A 21,041-nucleotide genomic window follows, 5' to 3' on the forward strand; every position below is an offset into this window, starting at 1 on the left:
AATTATGTTGGAATATCAGACGATAAGGAGTTGGTCAGTATGCGTTATATTATCAGCGGAAAGAATATTGATGTAACAGAGGGACTTAAGAGTGCGATCTATGAAAAGATTGGTAAGTTGGAAAAGTTTTTTAATCCAGAAGCAGAAATTCACGTTACGTTAAGTGTTGAAAAAGATCGACAAAAAATCGAAGTTACTATTCCTATGAAAGGTAATATCGTCAGAGCAGAACAAGTAAGCAATGATATGTATGCTTCCATAGATCTTGTTGAGGAAGTAATTGAGAGACAACTTAAAAAGTATAAAAGTAAGCTAAAAGACATGAATCAGTCCGCGGCGAACTTTAATCCATCCTTTTTTGATGATGTAGTAAGTGAAATTGGCGAAGAAGATGAGATTAACATTACTCGTGTAAAGAGATTCGCTATGAAACCAATGGATGCAGAAGAAGCCTGTGTACAGATGGAGCTTCTTGGACATAACTTCTACGTTTTCCGTAATGCAGAGACCGATGAAGTGAATGTGGTTTATAAGAGAAAGGGTAATTCTTACGGTTTAATTGAACCTGAATTCTAGGAAAGGAATAGGGAATACACCTTAAATCAAACAGAAATGAGTGTATTAGATAGGATTAGCTAATACAATATTATACAAATGTACAAGGCTGTTGTTAAGTAAGACAAAGGGGAACCTTTGGAACGCTTAGTGACAGCCTTGTTACATTGGAAGAACAATACACACGAACCAAGTAATTTATTGTTGAATAGTAGAGGTGTAAATGATACAATAGAACCTATAGGGTTTAAAAGCGATGGTAGGCACAAAGCAAGTTACTCATCAAGTTGTAGAGTCCACATGCTTACCTGCTTTAACATTTTGCCATAGCAAAATGCATGGGGCTTTACAATGAAATGTTAGGAGTGAAAATGTAAATGGGATTAATAAAGAAAATATTTGGAACACATAGCGAACGAGAGATAAAACTTATCCGACCTCTTGCAGATAAGATTGAGGCATTAGAACCGGATATAATGAAACTTTCAGATGATGAATTAAGAGGTAAAACAATAGAGTTTAAGAATCGTTTAAAAAATGGTGAAACATTAGACGATATCTTAGTGGAAGCTTACGCAGTAGTTCGAGAAGCTGGTAAGAGAACTCTTGGTAATAGAGCTTATTATGTTCAGCTATTAGGTGGTATCATTCTTCATCAGGGAAGAATCTCTGAGATGAGAACTGGTGAAGGTAAGACACTTACGTCTACATTCCCAGCATACCTTAACGCACTTGAAGGAGAAGGCGTGCACATCGTAACCGTAAATGACTATCTTGCAAAGCGTGATGCTGAGTGGATGGGTGAAGTTCATCGTTTCCTTGGTTTAAGTGTTGGTTGTATCTTAAACAGCATGGATAATGACGAAAGAAGAATAGCATATAATTGCGATATTACTTATGCTACGAATAATGAATTAGGTTTTGATTACTTAAGAGATAACATGGTTATTTATAAAGAGCAGCTTGTTATGAGAGATTTGCATTTTGCTATCATCGATGAGGTTGACTCTGTATTAATCGATGAGGCTAGAACTCCTCTTATTATTTCGGGCCAAAGTGGAAAATCAACTAGACTTTATGAAGCATGTGATATCTTAGCTCGTCAGTTAACCAAAGGTACAGCGAAAGAACTTTCTAAGATGGATATCATCATGAAAGAAGATGACCAAGAAACTGGTGATTTTGTTGTAAATGAGAAAGAGAAGACTGTTAACCTTACCGAAGAGGGCGTGGAAAAGGTTGAGCGCTTCTTTAAGATAGAAAACCTTGCAGATCCTGAAAATCTTGAAATTCAGCATAATATTATCTTAGCATTGCGTGCTCATTACTTAATGGCAATCGATAAGGATTATGTTGTTAAGGATGACGAAGTATTAATCGTAGATGACTTTACTGGACGTATTATGCCTGGTAGAAGATATTCTGACGGTTTACATCAAGCAATCGAAGCGAAGGAACATGTAAAGGTAAAGAGAGAAAGTAAGACTCTTGCTACAATTACATTCCAGAACTTCTTTAATAAATACAAGAAAAAATGCGGTATGACCGGTACTGCGTTAACGGAAGAAAACGAATTCCGTGAAATCTATGGCATGGACGTTGTAGAAGTACCAACCAATCGTTCTGTTGCCCGTATAGATAAAGACGATGCTGTTTATCGTACCAAGAGAGAAAAATTGAATGCAGTTGTAAATGCAATCGTAGAAGCCCATAAGGTAGGACAGCCGGTGCTTGTTGGTACAATTACAATCGATGCATCCGAAGAAATCAGTGAATTATTAAAGAGAAAGAATATCCCTCATAAGGTATTGAATGCGAAGTTCCATGAACTAGAAGCTGAAATTATCGCAGATGCAGGTCAAAAGGGTGCTGTAACAATCGCAACTAACATGGCTGGTCGTGGTACTGATATCAAGCTTGGTGAAGGTGTAAAAGAACTAGGTGGTCTTAAGATTATCGGTACAGAGCGCCATGAATCCAGACGTATTGATAACCAGTTACGTGGACGTTCCGGTCGTCAGGGTGACCCAGGTGAATCTTGTTTCTACATCTCTTTGGAAGATGATTTAATGCGTCTGTTTGGATCAGAACGTTTAAATACAATCTTTAAGTCACTTGGTTTACCAGAAGGTGAGCAGATTGAGCATAAGATGTTAAGTGGTGCTATTGAGAAGGCACAGAAGAAGATAGAGGATAATAACTTTGGTATTCGTAAGAATCTTCTAGAGTACGATAAAGTAAATAATGAGCAACGTGAGATTATCTATGCAGAAAGACGTAAAGTATTAAACGGCGAAAGTATGAGAGATGTTATCTTTAAGATGATTACAGATAACGTAGAATCCTGCGTAAATGCTAACATTAGCGACGACCAGCTTCCAGAAGAATGGGATTTAGCAGAGTTAAATCAGATGTTACTTCCAATTATCCCAATGGAGCCTGTGGAGTTAAAAGATAATGAATTAAGACATATGAAGAGAAATGAATTAATTCATATGTTAAAGGAAAAAGCAGTTAAGTTATACGAAGAGAAGGAAGCAGAGTTCCCAGAGAAAGAACATTTAAGAGAAGTGGAACGAGTTGTACTTCTTCGTGTTATTGACCGTAAGTGGATGGATCATATCGATGATATGGATCAATTACGCCAAGGTATTGGTTTACAGGCATATGGTCAGAGAGATCCTAAGACAGAATATAAGTTTAGCGGATTTGAAATGTTTGATACTATGATTAATGCAATTACGGAAGATACCGTGAAAGCATTAATGCATGTTCGTATTGAGCAGAAGGTAGAACGTGAAGAGGTTGCTAAGGTTACTGGTACTAACCGTGACGACTCTGTTGCTAAGGGCCCTGTAAAGAGAGCGACCAAGAAAGTTCAGCCAAATGATCCATGTCCATGTGGAAGTGGTAAGAAATATAAGCATTGCTGTGGCGGAGTTGGTAGAATCTAATTCTCACCATTGGAAAAGTTTATGATATGGAACAAGAAAAAGGACACTTTACGAACTTTTTCTTGTAATGAACTAGGAGAGCGGATGTTATATCCGCTTTTCTAGAGTGATAAAGTCACTCTGAAAATAAAAAAGAAATGAGGTGGTTAGATGGTAGAATTGGATCAATTTAAGTACACACTGAGTCAATACGAAAAGCCTCTAATCGAAGTGGGGGATTCACTTTGACCTCGCTAATAAGAAGCTGAGGATTGAAGAAATCGAAGGTATCATGGAGGAACCAAATTTTTGGGACTCCACAGAAAAGTCACAAGCCTATATGAAAGAGTTAAAGAATCTGAAAGATATTGTTTCAGAGTACAATGGCTTAAAGCAACAATATGATGACATCTTAACTTTACTTGAGATGGGATATGAAGAAGAAGACCCGGATCTGATTCCCGAGATTGAGCAGGAACTGGAGCAGTTTATCGATGATCTTGAGGAACTAAGATTAAATACCCTTTTATCCGATGAATATGACAAGGATAATGCCATACTTACGCTGCATGCCGGTGCGGGCGGAACAGAAAGCTGTGATTGGGCAAGTATGTTGTATCGTATGTACCAGCGCTGGGCGGATAAGAAAGGATATACTACAGAACTTTTGGACTTTCTTGATGGCGAAGAAGCTGGTTATAAATCAGTTACACTTCAGATTAACGGAATGAATGCATATGGACACCTAAAATCAGAACGAGGAGTACACCGCCTTGTTCGAATTTCTCCGTTTAACGCAGCCGGAAAGAGACAAACCTCTTTTGTTTCCTGTGATGTTATGCCTGATATTGAAGAGGATATTGACATTGAAATCGATGAAGAAGATTTACGTATCGATACGTATCGTTCTTCTGGTGCAGGTGGCCAGCACGTTAACAAAACATCCTCTGCGATTCGTATTACTCACCTTCCAACCGGAATTGTAGTACAATGTCAAAATGAACGTTCCCAGTTTCAAAATAAGGATAAGGCGATGCAGATGTTAAAGGCAAAACTTTATCTAAAGAAGAAGGAAGAGAACGCAGCAAAAGAGTCTGGAATCCGTGGTGAGATTAGGGATATCAATTTTGGTAACCAAATAAGATCCTATGTACTTCAGCCATATACTATGGTGAAAGATCATCGGACGAATACCGATGTATCCAATGCACTTGGTGTACTGGATGGAAACATAGATCCATTTATTAATGCGTACCTTAAGTGGATTCATTCTTCAAGTGATGAGGAATCCTAAAATATACGATAATTTAAATGCGCGAAAGCGCAGGAATGGAGGGTTAGTATGGAAGCAACAAAACAAGTAGTGTTTAAACTAGGAGGGGAAGAGTACGGATTCGATATTTTAATTGTAAATGCAATTGAAACATATCATGGGGTCGTTCCAGTTCCTAATGCTCCAGACTATATCCTCGGCATTTTGAATCTGAGAGGAGAAGTTATCCCAGTATACAGCCTCCGTGCGAAATTTGGATTGCCTGAAGTGGAGTCTACAGCCTCTCAATTGATTGTTACCAAAACAAATGGTATGACCGTTGGGTTCAAAGTAGACGCCGTGGATGGTATTGTCGAATTTAGCTCCAAAGATTTGAATGAAGTTCCTATCATTATCAAGAGTAAGAAAACAAAGTATGCAAAACTAGTAGCGAATAAAAATGGTAAGATGATTGTTCTATTGGATCATGATGGCATTCTTGATGACGAAGAGCACGAGTCAATTGTACGTTTATTAGAGGAACAATAGGAACCTCTTTTCGTGTAGTATTGTAATAGGATACAGTGAAATTTAACTATAAAAAAATCGGTTTTTGCAGGTGTTATATCACTTGAGAAATCGATTTTTTTAATTGCGGTGTAGCGAAGTCACTTTATCTTTGCTCTATTTGGAATAAATTTAGTTATGTGGAAGTTTCGAACAGACATTCGAAAAATATTGCAACTAAAATATGGTTATGATATAATGACTAATAATTAGTATGGACAGAGTTAGACAGGAGAGGCAAGCATGGATCATTTTAAATTAGTGTCGGAATTTGCACCGACTGGAGATCAGCCTGAGGCGGTAGAGGCCTTGGTGAAGGGGTTTGAAGAGGGTAACCAATTTGAAACCTTACTAGGTGTTACTGGTTCTGGTAAGACCTTTACCATGGCGAATGTCATACAAAGGTTGAATCGTCCTACGTTAATCATTGCACATAATAAGACATTAGCAGCACAGTTGTATGGTGAGTTTAAAGAATTCTTTCCGGAGAATGCGGTAGAATACTTTGTATCTTATTATGATTACTATCAACCGGAGGCTTATGTGCCATCATCGGATACTTATATAGAAAAAGATTCTGCTATTAATGATGAAATTGATAAACTGCGTCACTCGGCGACTGCAGCACTGACAGAAAGGCGAGATGTTATTATAGTGGCATCCGTGTCTTGTATCTATGGACTTGGTAGCCCGGTTGACTATCAGAACATGACCCTTTCCCTTCGTCCTGGTATGATAAGGGACCGTGATGATGTGCTACGTCGTCTTGTTGAGATTCAATATACAAGGAACGATATGGACTTTAAGCGTGGTACCTTCCGCGTTCGAGGTGATGTTGTTGAGATATTCCCGATTACAGGTTCTGACCTGGCTTATCGTGTCGAGTTTTTTGGAGATGAAGTAGAACGTATTACGGAGATTGATACTTTAACTGGCGAGATTAAGAGTTCGTTAGAGCATATGGTTATCTTTCCAGCATCTCATTATGTTGTATCCAAAGAAAACCTTGAGAGCGCGATTGTTAATATTGAAGTAGAGTTAGAGGAGCGAATTCGTTACTTTAAGAGTGAGGACAAGCTATTAGAGGCACAGAGAATTTCAGAGCGTACCCATTTTGACATTGAGATGCTTCGGGAAACTGGTTTTTGTTCTGGAGTAGAAAACTATTCGATGCATCTTGCTGGTTTAACGCCAGAGAGCACACCTCATACTTTAATTGACTATTTTCCAGATGATTTTCTGATTATTGTTGATGAGTCCCATATAACAATACCTCAGGTACGTGGAATGTATGCAGGTGACCAGTCAAGAAAGACTACCTTAGTTGATTATGGTTTCCGTCTTCCTTCTGCAAAGAATAACCGACCATTAAACTTTACTGAATTTGAAAGTAAAATTAATCAGATGCTTTTCGTTTCTGCTACACCAAATGTATATGAGAAAGAGCATGAGCTACTTCGTACAGAGCAGATCATTCGTCCAACAGGTCTTCTTGATCCTGTGGTTGAGGTTCGACCGGTACATGGGCAAATTGATGATTTGGTTTCTGAAGTGAAAAAGGAAACTGCAAAGAAGAATAAGGTCATGATCACTACGCTGACTAAGAGAATGGCAGAAGATCTAACGGATTATATGAGAGAGTTAGGTATTCGTATTAAGTATCTGCACTCTGATATTGATACGTTAGAACGTTCTGAAATTATTCGTGATATGCGTTTGGATGTATTTGATGTATTGGTTGGAATTAACTTATTGCGTGAGGGTCTTGATATCCCAGAGATTAGTTTAGTTGCGATTCTTGATGCGGATAAAGAAGGATTCTTGCGTTCCGAAACATCATTAATTCAGACGATTGGACGTGCTGCCCGTAATGCAGAAGGTCGGGTTATTATGTATGCAGACAGAATCACTGATTCAATGGATAAGGCATTAAGAGAGACAGAACGTCGTCGTAAGATTCAGGACGAATACAATGAGAAACATGGTATTACACCACAGACAATAAAGAAAAAAGTACGTGAGCTTATCAGCATTTCCAAGAAAGTAAGCAAGGAAATGTATGATATGAATGTGAAAGATTACGAATCGATGAGCCGCAAAGAATTAGAGGCTGTAGCGAAGAAGTTAACAAAAGAAATGCATACAGCAGCAGCAGAATTGAATTTCGAGCTTGCAGCTGAGATTCGTGATAAATTGTTAGAATTAAAGAAGCAAATTAATGAGTTAGATTAGGGAGTATGCTTTCGAAGTAATAAATTGGTATGGCAGTTAAATTAAAAGATAAATATAATTCTGCCCTTTAAGTCTTTTTATGACTTGAAGTTGCTTAAGGTAAAAAGAAAATTTTAAGATAGAAAAAACGACTTGAAGTCGCTTAGGGTTCATTATAAAATGTAATAATTGCTTGGTAATTACATGAATGAATAAAAGATAAGGTTTGTGCTTGTCTTAATTAACAGGCACAAACCTGAATTATGCGCATTATCATGCGCAGGAATAGAGGTTAAACGATGGCTGATAATAAACACTTTATCAAAATCCGCGGTGCCAAAGAACATAATCTGAAAGGAATCAGTGTTGATATTCCAAGAGATGAATTTGTTGTTCTTACGGGACTTAGCGGTTCAGGTAAATCCTCTCTCGCATTTGACACCATTTATGCAGAGGGGCAAAGACGATATATGGAATCGTTATCGTCTTATGCAAGACAGTTCCTTGGTCAGATGGAGAAACCGAATGTGGAAAGTATCGAAGGATTATCTCCTGCTATCTCCATTGATCAAAAATCAACGAATCGTAATCCTAGATCTACGGTTGGAACAGTAACGGAAATTTATGATTATTTCCGTTTGCTTTATGCAAGAATCGGTATTCCGCATTGTCCTGTCTGCGGAAAGGAAATTAAGAAACAAACCGTTGACCAGATGGTAGATGAGATTATGAGATTACCAGAAGGTACGAAGTTACAGCTTCTTTCTCCCGTAGTACGTGGAAGAAAAGGTGAGCATACAAAGATATTTGAGCAGGCAAAGAAGAGCGGCTATGTGCGTGTCATGGTAGATGGAAATCTATATGAACTAACCGAAGAGATTAAACTTGAAAAGAATAAAAAACATAATATTGAAATAATGGTAGACCGTATCGTTGTAAAGGCTGGTATTGAAAAGCGACTTACCGATTCGGTAGAGAGTGTGCTTAAATTAAGTGATGGGCTTCTTATTGTGGATGTCATTGGAGGAGAACAATTAACATTCTCTCAAAGCTTTTCTTGTCCAGACTGTGGTATCAGTATGGAAGAGATGGAGCCAAGAACCTTTTCCTTTAATAATCCTTTTGGAGCATGTCCAGAGTGTCATGGTATTGGTATTAAGATGGAATTTGCAGAAGAATTACTGATTCCGGATACTTCACTAAGTATTGATGAGGGTGCGATTGCTGCAATGGGATGGGCTTCCGTAACGGACAAAGGAAGTTATACAAGAGCTACGATGGAAGCGTTGTCAAAAGAGTATAATTTTAGCCTAAGCACTCCTTATAATGACTACCCAGATAAAATTAAATATGTTATTATGCATGGAACAGATGGTAAGACTGTAAAGGTTCACTATCAAGGACAACGTGGTGTTGGTATTTATGATGTGGCATTCGAAGGGTTAATTCGAAATATGGAGCGTAGATATCGTGAAACTGGTTCAGAGACACAGCGTACGGAATACGAGACATTTATGAATACTACTCCATGTAAGGCATGTAAAGGTAAGAGACTGAAACGAGAGGCTCTTGCTGTTACCGTTGGTGAGAGGAATATTGCAGAGGTAACTGAAATTTCCATTCGTGAACTTCATGAATTCATGAATCAACTTACTTTAACTTCAATGCAATTAAAAATCGGTGAGCTGGTATTAAAAGAAATTCGTGCTAGAATTGGATTTTTAATGGATGTAGGTCTTGATTATTTAACACTTGCCAGAGCAACCGGAACATTATCCGGTGGAGAAGCACAGAGAATTCGTCTGGCTACTCAGATAGGTTCAGGATTAGTTGGTGTTGCCTATATTTTGGACGAGCCAAGTATCGGTTTACATCAAAGAGATAACGATAAACTTTTAAAGACTCTAAAGCATCTGAAAGACCTTGGAAATACACTGATTGTTGTTGAGCATGATGAAGATACGATGTTTGCAGCAGATTGTATTGTTGATATCGGTCCTGGTGCAGGGGAGCATGGCGGTGAGGTAGTCGCAGTAGGTACTGCACAGGAAATCATGAATAACCCTAACTCGATTACCGGCGCTTACTTAAGTGGAAGAATTAAGATTCCAGTACCAAAGATAAGAAAAGAGCCAACCGGCTTCTTAACGATTAAAGGAGCAAAAGAGAATAATCTTCGTAATGTCAATGTAGATATACCTCTAGGTGTGATGACCTGCGTTACAGGGGTTTCGGGTTCAGGTAAGAGTTCCTTGGTAACACAGATTTTATATAAGCGTTTAGCAAGAGATTTAAATCGAGCTCGTTGTATTCCTGGAAAACATGACGATATGATTGGTATTGATAAGCTTGATAAAGTCATAAACATTGACCAGTCACCAATTGGACGTACTCCTAGATCAAACCCTGCTACTTATACTGGCGTATTTGATCAGATCCGTGATTTATTTGCAGCAACACCAGATGCAAAGATGAAGGGATATAGTAAGGGACGATTTAGTTTTAACGTAAAAGGCGGACGTTGTGAGGCTTGTAGCGGTGATGGTATCATTAAGATAGAGATGAACTTCCTTCCAGATATCTATGTTCCTTGTGAAGTATGTAGTGGAAAGCGTTATAATCGTGAGACATTAGAGGTTCGATATAAAGGTAAGAATATTTATGATATTCTTGATATGACGATAGAAGAAGCTGTGAAGTTCTTTGAAAATGTACCTTCTATTAAGAGAAAGATTGAAACCCTTAATGATGTTGGACTTTCTTACCTAAAGCTTGGTCATCCTTCGACTTCCCTTTCTGGTGGTGAAGCACAGCGTATTAAGTTGGCTACAGAGTTAAGCAAGCGTAGTACTGGAAAGACAATCTATATCCTAGATGAGCCAACAACAGGTCTTCATTTTGCAGATGTTCACAAGTTGGTGGAAATCTTACAAAGACTCTCGGAAGGCGGGAATACGGTCGTAGTCATAGAGCATAATCTCGAAGTGATTAAGACAGCGGACTATATTATTGATATTGGACCAGAAGGTGGAGATAAGGGTGGTACTGTAATTGCAAAGGGTACTCCAGAAGAGATTGCGAAAGTGAAAGAATCTTACACGGGTTATTATCTTAAAAAATATCTGGAAGAGGTAAGTGAGTAAGTTTAAGAAAAAGATAAAGGCCAAAAAAGGGGAATGCAGTTATGGAGTATCATTTTTATGCAATGATGTCAAGAATGAAGTATATTGAACGATGGGCATTGATGAGAAATGCAATTTCTGAAAATATTAGTGAACATTCGCTTGAGGTTAGTATGCTGGCTCATGCACTTGCTGTGATCGGGAAGAAAAGATTTCATAAAGAGTTAAATGCAGAAAAAGCTGCTTTAATAGGATTGTATCACGATGCAACCGAGATAATCACAGGAGATATGCCGACACCAATCAAGTATTATAATCGTGATATCTTGGGAGCATTTCAAAAGATTGAGGAAAATGCTGCAAATCAACTTCTTGGAATGTTACCAGAAGATATAAGAGAAGAGTATCATAGTATCTTTTTCCCGGAAGAAGAGGAAAGTTATCTTTGGAAACTTGTAAAAGGAGCAGATAAATTATCTGCGCTGATTAAGTGTATGGAGGAAGAAAAGACAGGTAATACAGAATTTGTGAAAGCTAAGGTTAGTATCGAAGAGGCTTTGAAGAAGTTGGAGTTACCGGAAGTTGAGTTCTTCATGAAAGAATATCTGCCTTCCTATGCTAAGAGTTTGGATGAATTGAAATAAAACAAGATGAATTGGCAAGCCAATTCACTTGTTATAAATAAAAGGACAATATCAGATTTTAATGCTTTATAGCGTAAAATCTAATAGTGTCCTTTTTGTTATAGAAAAGTTCCCGATACGTATCTATTCTTACTCAAAGAAAAGATTCGTGAAGCATGCATTTTCTTTGAGTAAAGGAATAGTTCGCGATGTACTTTTCTTGTATTTGTTTCATAGAAGCTGCAATAAGTTATTATAATGCAGCTACCTTATCTTCAATTTCACGTAACTGTTCTGGTGTAGGGATGTAGTTAATCTTAATAGGATCTAATACCATCTCATAACCGAAGGATGCTAACTTTTCATGTACCGCTGGTACACTTTGTCCTCCCCAACCATAAGAACCGAAGGCAAATGCTTTCTTATTCTTTAATGTTAAGCCATCTAAGTAGCAAAGGAAGGAAGCAACCGTTGGGAGCATGCAGTGGTTAAGGGTTGGAGAACCAACAACAATATAATCAGCCTTTAATACCTCGGACATAATATCCGAAATATGAGTCTCTTTTAGGTCATAAAGATGTGTAGTAAGTCCTTTACGAGAAAGTCCTTCTACAATAGAGAAAGCCATCTTCTCTGTGGAATGCCACATAGAGTCGTAAATAACCAATGCTTTTTCCTCATTTTCAGCGCTTGACCACTCTCTATATTTCTCAATAATGTCTTTTACGTGGCTTCTCCAGATAACACCATGACTGGATGCAATCATATCTATATCTAAAGCTTCAATTAATGGAAGAGTTTTCTTCATTGGTAACTGGTATGGTTGAATAATATTTGCGTAGTATTTCAAAGCTTCTTGCATTGCTTTGTCTAAATCTACTTCGTCGTCAAAACGCTTATTCGTTGCATAATGCTGACCGAATGCATCATTGGAGAACAGAATCTTCTCTTCTGGACAATAAGTTACCATATTATCTGGCCAGTGAAGCATTGGTGTTCCTAGGAAGGATAGAGTACGTTTACCAAGAGAAAGAGTATCACCACTCTTGACAGGAAAATAGTTATAATCCTTGCCATAGTGTGCCATTAATCCTTTCAAACCATTTGGAGCTGAGGTAACAAGGGTTGCATTTTTAGCGACTTCCATAACGCCTGGAAGAGCACCAGAGTGATCCATCTCCACGTGATTAGAAACCACATAGTCAATCTTAGCAGGATCAACGATTTCACGGATACGATTTAATAATTCTTCTGTAAAGCCAACTTTAACAGAATCAATTAAAGTGATCTTCTCGTCAATAATTAAATATGCATTGTAGGTAGCTCCACGATTGGTGGTGTAGCCATGGAAGGAACGAACATTCCAATCAATTGCTCCAACAGCATAGATACCTGGTTTCAGTTCAACTTTATTCATAAGTAGCCTCCTAACAAAATATATGATGACATTACGTCTTTATAAATATGGTAATGATGGCGCTGACAAGTATGTAATTTTAACAACAGCGCAAAACCTCATAGTCTGTTTAAATTGTAACATATCTGCTTTAAAAGTAAATAGTGAAACATAGCTAAATACTACGGATTCTTTCGATTATTGTGCTTTTTTTAACAAAAATTACTGAGTTCGTATCATAATTTTTTATACTCTCATCTATTTTACATAAATACAATAAAAATTATACGGTAAAAGAAGGATAAACAGATGCGATTACATATAAGAATAACGTTATGTCACCCCTATGGAAATTAAAAGGAATACTTATTCGCTTGACATTATAGCTAAGTGTTAATGCAAATGGAAAGTTTTTAAGCGATTTAATGTTAATGGAAATTCCACTAAGAAATATCGACAATATGAAAAAATAAATAATTACGTTGATAACTTCTATTGGCAGGACTAAACCCTGAATTTCCCAACAAAACGAAGCTATCCTTATTAAACTACGTGTAAAATACCCTGCGGATGTTTTGAAATGGAACAATCGAATACTTGCAACAGAGGATTTCATCGATGATACCAAGGATGCTGGTGAAGTAGGTGCAGGGCATTCGGTAACCGTATTATATGAACTTGTGTTAGAGGATTCTAAGATGGAGATTCCTGAGACTGAACTAAAATATCAGATCAATGAACAGACGAATATGGTGGATGAATTACTAACTGTTAATATTCGCTACAAAAAGCCTGGTAAAGATAAATCAATTCTTATATCAGAACCAGTGGGAATTAATCAATTGGCAGACACCCGGACAGATAACTTGGCATTTGCTTCTGCGGTAGCAGAGTTTGGGTTGTTATTAAAAGATAGCGAATATAAAGGAGACGCAACATTTTATAAAGTTTTATCCCAATTAGAAGGGACTAATTATAAACAGGATGAATACCGTGCGGAGTTTTATCAATTGGTAAAGATGGCAAAAGATATCTATTAGAAGGTCGATTCGTCTTCGTTAAACTTCTAAGATGCTGTTACTATCAAAATTTTGTCGAAGTGCTGTGTACTTTTGGTATGAAAATTATAGATTCTGTGGAAAAATATTTTTATACTAGAACATTTGCAAAAAATGTTGTAAAATGAGTGACATAGATTTTGAAGGTTTATGGAAACATAAGAGAGTAACAAATAATGGTTAGAAATTGGAGTGTGAATTTCAGATGTTTCTATAATTAGGTCAATTTTGATAGAGAAAGTATATTAGGAGGAAGCAATTGTGAATAAGGAAATGGTAGTTGTACTTGATTTTGGTGGACAGTACAATCAGCTGATTGCAAGACGTGTCAGAGAATGTAATGTTTACTGTGAAGTTATGCCTTATAACACCAGTTTGGAAAAGATAAAAGAAATAAATCCAAAGGGTATTATTTTTACCGGCGGACCAGCAAGCGTGTATGCGGAAGGTGCTCCACATTGTGATAAGGGTATATTTGAGTTAGGGATTCCAGTGCTTGGTATCTGCTACGGTGCCCAGTTAATGACACATCTTCTTGGAGGAACAGTAACGAGTGCTGAGGTAAGAGAATATGGTAAAACTGAGATTAAGGTGAATACCACTTCGAAATTATTCAAAGACGTTGCTGAAAATACAATCTGTTGGATGAGCCATACAGACCATATCAAGGCTCCAGCAGAAGGATTTGCGGTTATTTCAAGTTCGGAATCCTGTCCAGTGGCAGCAGTTGAGATGGTAGATAAGAAGCTCTATGCAGTTCAGTTCCACCCAGAAGTACTTCATACCCAGGAAGGTACTAAGATGCTTCGTAACTTCTTATATGAAGTATGTGAGTGCAACGGTGACTGGAAGATGGCATCCTTTACAGAGGAATCCATTCAGGCGTTACGTGAGAAAATCGGTGATAAGAAAGTACTTTGTGCTTTATCCGGTGGTGTAGACTCCTCCGTTGCAGCAGTTATGATTTCAAAGGCAGTTGGAAAGCAGTTAACTTGTATCTTCGTAGACCACGGTTTACTTCGTAAGAACGAAGGTGACGAAGTTGAGCAGATCTTTACAACTCAGTTTGATGTAAACTTTGTACGTGTAAATGCACAACAGAGATTCTATGATAGACTAGCTGGAGTTACAGATCCAGAAACAAAACGTAAGATTATCGGTGAGGAATTCATCCGTGTATTCGAAGAGGAAGCAAAGAAAATCGGAACCGTTGATTTCTTAGCACAGGGAACCATTTACCCAGACGTTATTGAATCAGGTCTTGGTAAATCCGCAGTGATTAAGTCCCACCATAACGTAGGTGGTCTTCCAGAGCACGTTGATTTCAAGGAAATTGTAGAGCCACTTCGCCTTCTCTTCAAAGATGAGGTTCGTAAGGCTGGTTTAGAGCTTGGAATTCCAGAAAAATTAGTATTCCGTCAACCATTCCCAGGTCCAGGACTTGGTATCCGTATCATCGGTGAAGTTACTCCTGAGAGAATTAAGCTTGTTCAAGAAGCAGACGCTATCTACCGTGAGGAGATTGCCAATGCAGGTCTTGACCGCACCATCGGACAATACTTCGCAGCATTAACTAACATGCAGTCAGTTGGATGTATGGGTGATGAGAGAACTTACGATTACGCAATTGCACTTCGTGCAGTTACAACAACTGACTTCATGACCGCAGAGTTTGCTGAACTTCCTTGGGATTTACTTGGCAAGGTTTCAAGTCGTATTGTGAATGAAGTTAAGGGTGTTAATAGAGTACTTTATGATTGTACGGGGAAACCACCGGCAACGATTGAGTTTGAATAGATAGCAATAACCCTGTAAATCTTTTAAATAGTGGACTTACAGGGTTTTATTTTTCTTTGTGGCTCTTGGCTCTGATTGTAATTTTTGAAGAGCATCTACAACCTGATTTTGCTTATTAGGGTATAGATGCGAGTAGGTGTTCAATGTAGTTCCTATTTTCTCGTGACCTAGACGTTCTGCTATGATTAGTGGAGTGAAGCCAAGTTCTATTAATAGTGATGCATGACTATACCTAAGGTCGTGAAGTCTAATTCTTTTTACCCCGGATTTCTTGCAACTCCATTTCATGGTGAAGAAAATACTTTGTAAAATAGAATATTCGGTCTCTCGGCTTAAGGTCATATAGCTTGCTAGTGTAGGTCGAAGGTAGGGTGCTTTTTTATTGAATTACCTCAGATCATGCAATAATATGGAAATACAATAATTTAAGTGCGAGGAGTTAGATGGAAATTACCGAGATCAAAATTAAAGATATGCAAGAAGCTGTTAAGAAGTTTATGGAGCAAGGAATTCTTTATAAAGAGGAAAACGGTATAAAGACTTTGGATGCGGATAGGTACAAAGAAGTTTATGGTCTGGATCTAGATGTTTAAAGTATCCATATCACTGTGGAATTTCCGCATAGTCAATGGTGGATAAGACATTCGCCAATATATAGTAGGTGTCTTTTTATGTTGACATATTTTGAAATATGGATTATTATGGTAGGTAATGTTATAAGGATAAAAATATAAATACGATTTGAGGTAGAAGCATATGAATTATACTTCTAAGTGTGTAAAGATTTTATACATATTTTTACTTATTGTGTCTATCTGTTTAATATTTAATATCTGGTTAGGTTTTATAAATGCTGATAACACAACTGCAATTGGGGTATACACAGGATCAATTACAGCATCCATCCTGTGCCTAAAGAGTTTAAAAGGTAGGAAAATAACTAATTTTTTCATTATTATTTCGTTCCTATCCGCTTTACTGATTGTATTTCTCTCATTTGATACAAATCTTAATTGGGAGCCTTGGATATTAAAGGCTCTGAAAAGTGTGGGATATGGCATAACGATAGGATCTATTTTAGTAAAGATGAAGCCAAAAAGTACATCTTAATCAAAGCGTGAAAGTTGAAGGAGAAAAATTCCCGCATTCATGGAGAAAATCTTATTATAGTATAGTTATAAAGGAGACTATATTGAGGATACAATTTTTATTCGAAAAGATAGGCTCTATGTCAAGCTTCTGTCAAGTAGACAGGGTAAATATCTAAAATGAAGTGCTGAAAAACGGTCACACATGTTTGTGTGATCGTTTTTCTATGCACACCATTTCTCTTTATATTTCTCAATTCGTTTGTTTTCAGGAATAGGATATTTCTTCGGCCACTCGGAAGATAGCGCTCCATTTCTTACTTCCAACGGTGTTTTGCAATGTATCTATCTTGAAGACGCTCTTCCCTATAAAACCTTATATAATCGTTTATTGCATATTTCAATGATGCTTCATCCATGATTTCTTACATTTGGTACATCTCTGTTTTTATGATACCCCAAAAGCCTTCTGTAGGACCATTATCAATACAGTGACCAACTCTGGACATTGATTGTTCCACTCCCTGAACTTTTAGTTTCTTTTGGAATACTTTACTTGTATATTGAAAGCCTCTGTCACTATGAAAAATAGGTTTTGCATAGGGGTTTGAAGAGATTGCTTTATCAAATGTTTTAAATACTAAATTATTATCATTCCTGCAGATGATTACATACGAAACAGGATACCTGTCATATAGATCAATTATTGCACTTAAATACAACTTCTTTTTCTCACCGGGAACTTTGAATTCGGTTACATCTGTTGTCCACTTTTCATTTGGAGCTGTTGCATAGAAATCTCTATTAAGCTTATTCTCAGATGTTGTTTCAGGTGTAGATAAATTATATTTCTTCTTTTTCTTTCTGATGACTGAATGAATGCTCAGCTTCTTCATAATCCTATGTACTCTGTTTTTGTTATAGTTGGTATGATTGAAGTGATTAATCCATGAAGTCATTCTGCGATAGCCCAAGATATGGCTAAAGCGTTCATCGTATTCTTTGATAAGTTCTGTCAGCTTTATATTTTCTAATTCTTGTTCCGGAGTCTTACGATGTAACCATTTATAATAAGCAGCTCGAGATATTTCAAGCTGTTTACACATCCATTCGATGCTCCATTTCTTTGTTTCATGAAAATATCTAATAGATAAATATTTTGGTTCGTAGCGTAGTTTTCCAAGCCTCACATCCCTTCGAATTCTTTTTTTAACAATTCAACTACCACATCTTTTCTTCAAGCTAGCGTTTGAGCCTGAGATTTTCTCGACGCAAACGTTCTAAGTCATCTACCTCATTATCGGTTTTGTGACGACCACGTTTATCTGATAATCCTTCTTCTTCATTCGCATCGTACTTTTTCACCCAAGAATAGATTTGACTGTATGAAACATCATAGATGCTTGCAGATTCCTTATAGTCACGATTATGTTTAAGACAGTATTTAACGATTTCTTTGCGTTCTTCAATGGATGTTTTTCTTCTTATACAATACATATTCTAAAGAAACAGTAAGTTTGAAAGAGTCTCTTGCGATTGAAATGTATAAGGTTACGGGGGATACTCCAGCAATCGGAGATAGGAACGCCATCTGTGTGTATACTAAAAATTGGAATAAACAGTGGGTTTAAAACAAACATAACAGAAAACTTTACAAATACCAAAATTTGTACTATAATACATTCAAGCTAGTAATAATGCCGCTATTTTTTTGCCTTGGATCAGTTCAAAAATGACATAACAAAAAACTATGAAATTGACGTTTCATTGTCACTAATTCGTTAACTGTCTGGAAAAGCTCACGACATTTCAAACATGTTTATCATAGCATCTTGGTTTATAGATTCCAATTGTTATGAGGAATTTAAGGTATAGGGAAATTCACGTATTGAAGAATAGGAAGAATGTTAATATAACGTATAGACAGAACTTCAATTTATTTCGTGTAATGGTAAGAAGGTTCAGGATTCCAAGGAATTAGGAAATACCGTGAGAAAATGCTAGTAATTCCATTTTTCTCTTATTAAAATAGAAGGAGGACGTAAATGAGGTTAGATGAATTAGCAACAGTAAAGACTGGTCTGGTGACGGCAAGAAAACAAGCCAAAAAATCATCTGACACTATAGCAAAGTATAGGCAATTAAATCTTAGAGCAATTAACGCCAGAGGGTATATTGATGACACATATCTGGAAGATTTTCTAGCAACAGAACGATTAAAGGCAGAGTATTTAACACAACCTGGAGATTTGGTTGTTCGTCTTACGACACCATACACTGCCATATTGATTGATGATAAATGGACTGGACTTGTGATTCCATCCCACTTCGTGGCAATACGATCTAATGGGAAGATACTACTACCTGAGTATCTATATTGGTTGTTGAATACAGATAAAGTAAAAGCGGAATTACAACAAAATATTAGTAGCACCATGATAGGGACTATTAAGCCAATGTCGTATGCTAATCTGAATATAGAGGTTCTTTCTATAGCAGAACAGAAGAAGATCGCGGAGTTGAATCTTTTGGCAAGGAAAGAATTATACTTACTAGAACAGCTTATGGGACAGAAAGAAATATATTATAAAGAAGCGCTAAACAAAATACAGAAAGAAATGAGGAGAAAAAAACGTGAAGACAACTAAGAGCGATATTGAAAGTGTATTATGGAGAGCTTGTGATAGTTTTAGAGGGAAAATAGATAGTTCAAGATACAAGGATTACATTTTATCCATGCTTTTTGTGAAATATTTAAGTGATGTTTGTACAGAAACAAAAGAAAAATATAAAAATCAGTATGCGGGTGACGAGCAAAGAGTAAAGAGAGCTATGAGTAGAGAACCATTCGTTCTTGATGAAGATTCTACATTTGACTATTTGTATACTAACAGAAATGATTCTGAAATCGGACAGAAAATCAACATTGCCCTAAATAAAATTGAGGATCATAATGGTGGAAAATTAAGAAATGTATTTCGTGCCATTGATTTTAACTCGCAGGTAGATTTTGGAGAGAAGAAAGAAAAAAATGCAACATTGAAGAATTTACTAGATGACTTCCATACACTTGATTTAAGCCCGTCTGTATTAGAAAGCAACGACATTATTGGTGATGCGTATGAGTATATGATTGCAAATTTTGCTTCTGATGCTGGTAAGAAGGGAGGGGAGTTCTTTACACCTAGTCAAGTATCTAAGCTGGTTGCAACATTAGTAGAGCCAAAAGAGAATGATAGAATCTACGACCCAACTTGTGGAAGTGGTGGCTTATTATTAAAAGCATACCATCAAGCAAATACAAAGAAGGTAGCAATTTATGGTCAGGAAAAGAATATGCAAACGTGGGCTCTTTGTAGCATGAATATGTTCCTACATGGAATTGATGATGCAAAGATTTGGCAGGGAGATACTTTATCAAACCCACAGAATTTGGAGGATGATAAGCTGATGAAATATCAGGTAGTAGTTGCAAATCCTCCATTTAGCTTGGATAAATGGGATAGTGGATTCCTTCCTGACGCTACAGATGATAATAAGAAGCCAAAGATGTCAGCGGATCTGGATATTTACCATAGATTTGACTGGGGTGTACCACCTTCAAGTAAGGGAGATTATGCATTTGTTCTTCATATGCTAAACAGTTTAGATTCAGATAATGGAAGAATGGCAGTGGTATTACCTCATGGTGTATTGTTTAGAGGTGCATCAGAGGGAAAAATCAGAAAGCAGATTGTGGAATTCAATTTGTTGGATGCAGTTATAGGATTACCCGCAAACTTGTTTTATGGTACATCTATTCCCGCTTGTGTTTTAGTATTTAAGAAAAAGCGTAATCGTAAAGATGTATTATTTATCGATGCAAGCGGTGATGGCAATTTTGAAAAAGGAAAGAATCAAAATATCTTAAGAGATTCGGATATTAAAACAATTGTCTCCGCTTATAAAGCATATGAAACAGTTGAAAAGTATTCTTATGTGGCTTCCTTTGACGAGATAAAGGAAAATGAATATAATTTAAATATTCCTCGATATGTAGATACATTTGAAGAAGAGGAAATGATAGACATTGATGATGTTCGAATTAATATAGCCAATATTGAAAAGGAATTGAAAGAAGTTCAGGCGCAGATGGATACTTACCTAAAGGTGTTGGGACTATGAGTGACATTATAAATTATAGTAATTAGACCTTTGAATCCATTAAACATATTAACAAAAGAGATCCATGGAAGAAAAGGCTTGAAGAAAAATCGACAGATTCTGGATCATATGGGAAGCACTGAGCTTGCATCGGATCTTTTTAGCGCCACGCAGACAGATGAAAAGCTCCGCATAGAAAATATACAAGGTAAAAGGCAGTAGGTGATGTTCATTATGAGTTTGGTAAAGAGTAAGGCAGATAATTTTGAACTTGGTGGAACAATGACAGAAAACTT

General features: G+C 37.0%; 15 protein-coding genes and 1 pseudogene. 12 read left to right on the forward strand and 4 right to left on the reverse strand.

Annotation, left to right across the window (positions count from 1 at the left end):
* Nucleotides 1–39: 39 nt before the first annotated feature.
* From hpf to yfbR, 7 genes are all read left to right on the forward strand, one after another.
* On the forward strand, nucleotides 40–576 hold the full coding sequence (gene hpf / locus RTP52_RS01020; RefSeq protein WP_312368637.1) for a ribosome hibernation-promoting factor, HPF/YfiA family: 537 nt from the start codon (nucleotides 40–42) through the stop codon (nucleotides 574–576).
* A gap of 356 nt (nucleotides 577–932) precedes the next feature.
* Nucleotides 933–3,509 carry a preprotein translocase subunit SecA gene (secA, locus tag RTP52_RS01025; RefSeq protein WP_312368638.1) on the forward strand — a complete coding sequence of 859 codons (2,577 nt, stop codon included), beginning with the start codon at nucleotides 933–935 and terminating at the stop codon, nucleotides 3,507–3,509.
* A 150-nt stretch (nucleotides 3,510–3,659) separates the two neighbouring features.
* Nucleotides 3,660–4,782, forward strand: a protein-coding gene (prfB, locus tag RTP52_RS01030) for a peptide chain release factor 2 (protein ID WP_312368639.1) whose coding sequence is annotated in 2 segments (ribosomal slippage) — nucleotides 3,660–3,734 and nucleotides 3,736–4,782 — 1,122 coding nt in all. Because the reading frame shifts where the segments join, the coding sequence is not laid out codon by codon here.
* Between the two features lie 48 nt (nucleotides 4,783–4,830).
* Nucleotides 4,831–5,289, forward strand: coding sequence for a chemotaxis protein CheW (locus RTP52_RS01035; protein ID WP_312368641.1), 459 nt, complete (start codon nucleotides 4,831–4,833; stop codon nucleotides 5,287–5,289).
* A 261-nt stretch (nucleotides 5,290–5,550) separates the two neighbouring features.
* Entirely contained in the window at nucleotides 5,551–7,539 is a 1,989-nt protein-coding gene (uvrB, locus tag RTP52_RS01040; protein WP_312368643.1) for an excinuclease ABC subunit UvrB, read from the forward strand.
* A 278-nt stretch (nucleotides 7,540–7,817) separates the two neighbouring features.
* The gene (uvrA, locus tag RTP52_RS01045) at nucleotides 7,818–10,661 is read left to right on the forward strand and encodes an excinuclease ABC subunit UvrA (protein ID WP_312368644.1); all 2,844 of its coding nucleotides are present in this window, start codon (nucleotides 7,818–7,820) and stop codon (nucleotides 10,659–10,661) included.
* A gap of 41 nt (nucleotides 10,662–10,702) precedes the next feature.
* A complete protein-coding gene (yfbR, locus tag RTP52_RS01050) occupies nucleotides 10,703–11,284 on the forward strand; it encodes a 5'-deoxynucleotidase (protein WP_312102794.1) in 582 nt (193 codons plus the stop codon).
* A gap of 232 nt (nucleotides 11,285–11,516) precedes the next feature.
* On the opposite strand, the gene RTP52_RS01055 is transcribed toward yfbR, so the two are convergent.
* Nucleotides 11,517–12,680: an FprA family A-type flavoprotein gene (locus RTP52_RS01055; protein ID WP_312368645.1), complete on the reverse strand. Its 1,164-nt coding sequence runs from the start codon at nucleotides 12,678–12,680 to the stop codon at nucleotides 11,517–11,519.
* A gap of 554 nt (nucleotides 12,681–13,234) precedes the next feature.
* On the opposite strand from RTP52_RS01055, the gene RTP52_RS01060 reads away from it, so the two are divergent.
* Nucleotides 13,235–13,699 (forward strand): YfbK domain-containing protein, encoded by a 465-nt coding sequence (locus RTP52_RS01060; RefSeq protein ID WP_312368647.1) that lies wholly within the window; start codon nucleotides 13,235–13,237, stop codon nucleotides 13,697–13,699.
* A gap of 279 nt (nucleotides 13,700–13,978) precedes the next feature.
* Entirely contained in the window at nucleotides 13,979–15,514 is a 1,536-nt protein-coding gene (gene guaA, locus RTP52_RS01065) for a glutamine-hydrolyzing GMP synthase (RefSeq protein ID WP_312102786.1), read from the forward strand.
* Between the two features lie 36 nt (nucleotides 15,515–15,550).
* Here the strand turns inward: guaA and RTP52_RS01070 are convergent.
* Nucleotides 15,551–15,872, reverse strand: a pseudogene (locus tag RTP52_RS01070) (tyrosine-type recombinase/integrase); the annotation flags it as partial.
* Nucleotides 15,873–15,957: 85 nt separating this feature from the next.
* On the opposite strand from RTP52_RS01070, the gene RTP52_RS01075 reads away from it, so the two are divergent.
* The gene (locus tag RTP52_RS01075; protein ID WP_312368649.1) at nucleotides 15,958–16,107 is read left to right on the forward strand and encodes a hypothetical protein; all 150 of its coding nucleotides are present in this window, start codon (nucleotides 15,958–15,960) and stop codon (nucleotides 16,105–16,107) included.
* Between the two features lie 920 nt (nucleotides 16,108–17,027).
* Here the strand turns inward: RTP52_RS01075 and RTP52_RS01080 are convergent.
* Both RTP52_RS01080 and RTP52_RS20330 read right to left on the reverse strand, forming a co-directional pair.
* Nucleotides 17,028–17,792, reverse strand: coding sequence for an IS3 family transposase (locus RTP52_RS01080; protein ID WP_312368650.1), 765 nt, complete (start codon nucleotides 17,790–17,792; stop codon nucleotides 17,028–17,030).
* Between the two features lie 52 nt (nucleotides 17,793–17,844).
* Nucleotides 17,845–18,099 carry a helix-turn-helix domain-containing protein gene (locus tag RTP52_RS20330; RefSeq protein WP_334308327.1) on the reverse strand — a complete coding sequence of 85 codons (255 nt, stop codon included), beginning with the start codon at nucleotides 18,097–18,099 and terminating at the stop codon, nucleotides 17,845–17,847.
* Nucleotides 18,100–18,647: 548 nt separating this feature from the next.
* Between RTP52_RS20330 and RTP52_RS01090 the strand changes: the two genes are divergently transcribed.
* Entirely contained in the window at nucleotides 18,648–19,250 is a 603-nt protein-coding gene (locus RTP52_RS01090; protein WP_312368651.1) for a restriction endonuclease subunit S, read from the forward strand.
* A complete protein-coding gene (locus RTP52_RS01095) occupies nucleotides 19,237–20,766 on the forward strand; it encodes a type I restriction-modification system subunit M (RefSeq protein ID WP_312368653.1) in 1,530 nt (509 codons plus the stop codon). Before RTP52_RS01090 ends, RTP52_RS01095 begins: the two co-directional genes overlap by 14 nt.
* The last annotated feature ends 275 nt before the right edge of the window (nucleotides 20,767–21,041 follow it).

The sequence above is a fragment of the Lachnoclostridium sp. genome (assembly GCF_031997925.1).
Classification (GTDB): Bacteria; Bacillota; Clostridia; order Lachnospirales; family Lachnospiraceae; genus Lachnoclostridium.